Source organism: Paenibacillus sp. p3-SID1389 (assembly GCF_025151705.1).
GTDB classification, from domain to species: Bacteria; Bacillota; Bacilli; order Paenibacillales; family Paenibacillaceae; genus Fontibacillus; species Fontibacillus phoenicis.
On the sequence record NZ_JALXVO010000095.1, the window covers coordinates 1 to 5,667 of the forward strand.

Annotated in this window: 4 protein-coding genes; 2 read left to right on the forward strand and 2 right to left on the reverse strand. The window is 52.5% G+C overall.

All coding sequences use genetic code 11. The annotated features are described in order from the left end of the window. The coding region (locus M3G15_RS21015) for a transposase (RefSeq protein ID WP_260071979.1) at positions 1-198 on the reverse strand (198 nt) is incomplete at its 3' end. 619 nt (positions 199-817) lie between these two features. Here M3G15_RS21015 and M3G15_RS21020 point away from each other — a divergent pair. Beyond that, positions 818-1,390 carry a GNAT family N-acetyltransferase gene (locus M3G15_RS21020; RefSeq protein WP_009224966.1) on the forward strand — a complete coding sequence of 191 codons (573 nt, stop codon included), beginning with the start codon at positions 818-820 and terminating at the stop codon, positions 1,388-1,390. 54 nt (positions 1,391-1,444) lie between these two features. On the opposite strand, the gene M3G15_RS21025 is transcribed toward M3G15_RS21020, so the two are convergent. Then, a complete protein-coding gene (locus M3G15_RS21025) occupies positions 1,445-3,085 on the reverse strand; it encodes a methyl-accepting chemotaxis protein (protein WP_260071980.1) in 1,641 nt (546 codons plus the stop codon). A gap of 272 nt (positions 3,086-3,357) precedes the next feature. On the opposite strand from M3G15_RS21025, the gene rnr reads away from it, so the two are divergent. After that, a partial coding sequence (gene rnr, locus M3G15_RS21030; RefSeq protein ID WP_397376646.1) for a ribonuclease R occupies positions 3,358-5,667 on the forward strand: 2,310 nt, incomplete at its 3' end.

Here is a 5,667-nt window from a genome sequence, read left to right on the forward strand (position 1 = left end):
AGAGGCTTGATAGCTGCATCTTCCACATTCAAATAAAGGAAGGCGACGGGAGGACAGACGGGTGCACTCGGTATAAGCGCAGCGCGGACAAAAGAAACCGTCTGGCCACTTCATAGCGATGATCGCCTCGATGCAGTCCGCCTCACTTTGAAAACGGCTGATTATAGGGTGAAGATCCGTATTCATATTTAATTCCATGCCCGATCCCTCCGCTTCAAACGAAACTAAAATCAAATATACGCACATATATTCTTGTTTTCCTTATTATACCAAACATACGTTCCTATTACAAGAATTAAATTCCATTTTTAACCTAATTATTTTACTTTGGATGATCAGCAAAAAAATGAGGATGGAAACCTCTTAAAATCCCCATCTGAACGAAAGGGATAATCAGGTAAAGAGGGGAGGAAGGTATAAAGGTGGGAAGGGTGGAACGACGGTAGGATGGAGCGGAAGTAAGATGGAGCGGAAGTAAGATGGAGCAAAGGTAAGATAGAGCAAATAGATAGAGCGGTGGAAAGTGTAGAAGGATAACGGTGGAACGATGGAACGGCGAAAAGCGGAGGTACAGAGGGGTATCTATAACGTTCAAGAGAAAGGACCTCAACGACGAAGTTTAAGTGCCCGAAAGATGCCGTTCTGTAAATGGGCGGCGATGCGGTGAGACGATCTTGGGTCTGAGTTCTGAAAGAGAATTGTAACAATATTGAAAGGAATTTTTTAGTAATAAATGTTAGATTATGTAGGATTTTCGTGGTTTGTGAGGGGTAAAAATATTACAATTTTGGTACATGCAATGAGAGGAGGAAGGAATTTGTACAAGCCGGTGGAAACGCTGGAGGAAGGAACCTTGTTCCACTCGATTTGGATGGAGGCCTGGATGGAAAAAGGCTTTGAGCCGGAATTTGCTGAGAACGTCTTAGGTCGTTGCCTCGTATATGACGAGGCGGGGGTGCCGGTGGGAACGGTGGAGTTTAAACCCTATGTCCCGCACTCGGACGAGCCCTTGAACCGATTGGCGCCGTTCGACGATCATCCGGCCATCATGTGCTCTGGGCCAGGGGAGATCGCCGAGGTGGATAAAGTCGCTCTGCTGAAGAGATACCGCGGCCGCAACCTGAACCGGTTGCTCGCAACGATCGTCCTGTTTGCAGAGCAGAACGGGATTCGCCATTACGTCACCTTGCTTGAGCCCACCTTGTTCCGGGCGCTTCGTATCTCTTTTCATGTTCCGATGACCCAAGTTGGGGAACGCCAATTCTATAAAGGAGACGACGTTATACCGGCCATTATTCATGCGGCAGAGTTCTATGAGCATCCGGAGCGTTATGATTGGTATTTGGAAACGATCAAGTCCTTAAGTCTGGACACGGTTTTATCTACATAATGCAATAAAGGGAAAGGCTTGCCTCAGGCAAGCCTTTTTTTGTGTGATTCTTTGCTAGCCGACTGAGACAGGCTCTTTGGTAGGTTCCGCCGGAACGGAAGTCTCTTGATCTTGAATCGTCTTCGCTTCCGGGTTGGTCGAACTCGAAGAAGGTTCGTGTGATTCTGAAGTGGACCCGGACGACACCGTTGCTGGTTGAGGAGTGATGTCCTGCGTCGTATCCCCTGCGGCCGTCGCCGATAGGGTGAGAATCAAGTTGTCGAGATCTTGATAGTGTCTCACGATCTCGTGAATTTTGCTGTCCTGCGCTTCGATGCCCGCCAGAATTTGCTGCGCGGCGCTCATGTTGTGCTCGGTGCTCTCAGCTAGCTCCATAATTTCTGTCATAATGCTGGTGTACTGGTCCTGCATCTGCCGTACCGAGCGATCGACTTCGCCAGAGTGCTCATTCACCGTGCGGGCATTGTCAGACACTTTGCCCATGTAGCTTTGGACTTCTTGGGCTTCTTCCTGCCCGGAATGAACCGCAGTGGAGCCAAGTGTGATCTGTTCAGCAACGTTGTTGATTTGCCCAATGACGTCCGCCAGAATATCGTTAATCCGCTGGGTGGCCTGCTGTGAGTTCTCGGCAAGCTTGCGGATTTCCGAGGAGACCACGGCGAAGCCTTTGCCATGCTCTCCGGCATGAGCGGCTTCAATTGCGGCATTCATCGCCAGCAGGTTTGTTTGCGCAGAGATACCATGGATCGTATCGACAATTTGGCTGACTTGCTCATTTTGGTCCCGAAGCTTCTGCATTTGGGTGACGGTGTCGGTAATGATTTGCTGCAAATGTTGAATATGTACGGATAAGGCGTTCATCTTCGCTCCGGCGGCTTCTGTATTATGCAGCATGTCTGATGACAGCTCTTGAAGCCGGGCTGAGATCTCGGCTGTCACCTCTACGGCTCCACCAACCTCCTGCACCGATTGGGTTGTAGATTGCAGCCCCAGCGTCTGCCGTTCCAAGGTCGAGGAGACGCTGCCAAAGGTCGTCGTAATTTCTTTGGAGATGGACCCCGTGACGGTTACGTTCTCCCGCAACTGAGTGCTTAGACGTCCCAGCACGTCCAGTGAAGCTTGCAGTTTCGAAAGCAGCTCGTCACTGCGGCGTTTTGCCTCCATCGTATCCTGCTGCTGAGATAATACATCCTTCTGCAGACGTTCGCTGAACCGGGCAGCAAAAGCTAAAGCAACTGTCAGAAATGCCAGGAACAGCAGCAGATAGCTCAACGACTCGCGGGGGAATAATTTATCGTGGTAGAAGGGAACGTTGAAGAAATAAATCGTAATCCCCATCCCCAATAAGCCAGATAGAATGATCGGCTTGTAGTTCGAATACAACGTCATGATGCCGATAGATACGTAGACGAGCAAATACGTGCTGACGATCGGATCGGGATCATGATAGATCAGCAGAAAAGTCAACAATGAGGTGATCACGGGAATGACAAACATGACGTAGCGGGTTCCTTTGTTGGCGTAAGTCATGTAGGTTGCGATGGAGCAACAAATTCCGCCGACGATGATCAAGGTATATAGAACTTTGCTGTCCACCTGGATCATGATGTCGGTCAGGACGCCAAGGGCGACCATTCCCCATATAATTTTGACGAATAATTTATTACGTCGTTGCAGAATTCGATAATTCTCCATACCCTCTCCCTCTCCTAATTCATGGAATCCCTACTTTATAATGTCGGTTATTTTTTCATAAAATGAAGGCTTTTTCATGAAAATCAAGCGATTTCACCCAATCCCGGGCGAAAACGGATGCCAAACCCGAATTTCGTGTATACTAGGGGATATACACCGTGAGGAAGATCATGGAATCATCATGCAAAATAACACCCCGGCCCCTGCGGGACGAGCCGGGTTTGAGGTGAAATCATTTGAAAGTAATTACGGAAGAGGAACTGCTCGCTTTTATGCGGGAAACGGCATATAAACCGATGACGTACCAGGAGTTGGAGGAGCATTTTGGGATCACCGATGCCGCCGATTTTAAAGAATTTCTGAAAATGCTCAACCGGTTAGAGCAAAATGGACAAATTATTCTTACCCGCACTCATCGCTACGGGGTTCCGGAACGAATGGATTTGGTGCGCGGGCGCTTGCAGGCTCATCCCAAAGGCTTTGCATTTCTGATCCCAGAGGATCGCGATCATCCGGACGTCTACATTCATGCTAATGATTTGAAGAGCGCGATGAACGGCGATACGGTGCTGGTGCGCGTCAGCTCGAAGAGCGCGGGCGGCGGCAAGCTGGAAGGTGAGGTCGTACGCATCGTGCACCGGGCCATCACGCAGGTGGTAGGCGTCTTCCAGAACAACGAATCGTTTGGCTTTGTGATCCCGGACGATAAACGGATCAACAAGGATCTGTTTATCCCGCGGGAAGGCTTTGGCGCTGCAGTTGACGGCGAGAAGGTCGTGGCCGAAATCGTGGAGTATCCCGAGGGACGGTCTGCGGCGGTTGGTCGGGTCATCGAGATTTTAGGTCACAAGGATGACCCGGGCGTCGACATTTTGTCGATCATCCGCAAGCATCAGTTGCCGGAGGCTTTTCCGGATGACGTGATGGCAGAGGCGCAGGAAGTTCCCGACGTGATCGACGAGGCGGAGATCGTCCGCCAAGGACGGCGGGACTTACGCGACAAGGTGATCGTGACGATCGACGGTGAGGATGCGAAGGACCTGGATGATGCCGTAAACGTAGAGCGCCTGCCCAACGGGAATATTAAGCTGGGCGTGCATATCGCCGACGTTGGGTATTACGTGCGGGAGAATTCAAAGCTCGATCAGGAAGCCTATAACCGCGGCTGCAGTGTGTACTTGGTAGACCGCGTTATTCCGATGCTGCCGCACCGGTTGTCCAATGGGATTTGCTCGTTGAATCCGAAGGTGGACCGGTTCACGTTGTCCTGTGAGATGGAATTTAACGAGCAGATGAAGGTCGTGAAGCACGATATTTTCACCAGCGTGATCCGTACGAAGGAGCGAATGACTTACACGAATGTGCGCAAGATCCTGGAGGAGGAAGATCTTGAAGTTACGGCACGGTATGCGGATCTCGTTGAGACGTTCCAGCTGATGAAGGAGCTGGCGCTGAAGCTGCGGGCGAACCGTATGCGGCGCGGGGCGGTCGACTTCGACTTCGTGGAATCGAAGGTGATCGTTGATGAGAACGGGAAACCGGTGGATATCGTCAAGCGCGAGCGTTCGATCGCGGAACAGATCATCGAGGAATTCATGCTGGCCGCGAACGAAACGGTGGCGGAGCATTTTTATTGGCTGAAGGTGCCGTTTATTTATCGGATCCATGAGGATCCGGATCAGGAGAAGTTAATGAACTTCCTGGCGTTTGTCGCCAACTTCGGCTATACGGTCAAAGGCAGCAAAGGCAACAAGGTGCATCCGCGCGCGTTGCAAACGCTGCTCGAGGATATTCAGGGCACGAAGGAGCAGACGGTCATCAGCACGATGATGCTGCGTTCGATGAAGCAGGCGAAGTATGATGCGGAAAGCACCGGGCATTTTGGGCTGGCGGCAGAGTTCTATACGCACTTCACGTCGCCGATCCGGCGCTATCCGGACTTGGTGATCCACCGGGTTATCCGCGAGGTCATCGAAAGCGGCGGGACGCTGAGCGAAGCGCGCATGGAGTATTTGGCCAGCCGCATGCAGGATATCGCGCAGCAATCGTCCGAGCGGGAGCGCATCGCCGTGGAGGCGGAGCGCGATACGGAACAGCTGAAGAAAGCGGAGTTCATGCTGGACAAGGTCGGGGAAGAATTCACCGGCATTATCAGCAGCGTAACCAGCTTTGGCATGTTCGTCGAGCTGGAGAACACGGTGGAAGGGCTGATCCGGCTTAGTGCGATGACGGATGACTATTACCATTTCCACGAGCAGCATATGGCGCTGATCGGGGAACGGACGTCGAAGATCTATCGGATCGGCGACGAAGTGAAAATCCGCGTGGCCCGCGTGAATATGGACGACCATACGATTGATTTTGAGATGGTCGACATGAAGCCGCGGCAGCGCGGGGATTTCGCGGGCGGGCGCGGCGGCTGGGGCGGCGGCCGGGGCAACAAGGCCGCCAAGGGCAAGGACGCCGGCCGTGGCAAAGCCGGCGGCGGCAAAGGCAAGGGCGGCCGCGGAGCCGGCAAGCCCGGCCGAGCAGCGGCGGCGGACTTCGTCGCCGCCGATGAGGACGCCGGGGTGGGCACCCCC

What these genes read in the sequence shown, in the direction of transcription:
- M3G15_RS21025 (WP_260071980.1), bottom strand. Translation starts at nt 3,085, where the DNA reads ATGGAGAATTATCGAATTCTGCAACGACGTAATAAATTATTCGTCAAA.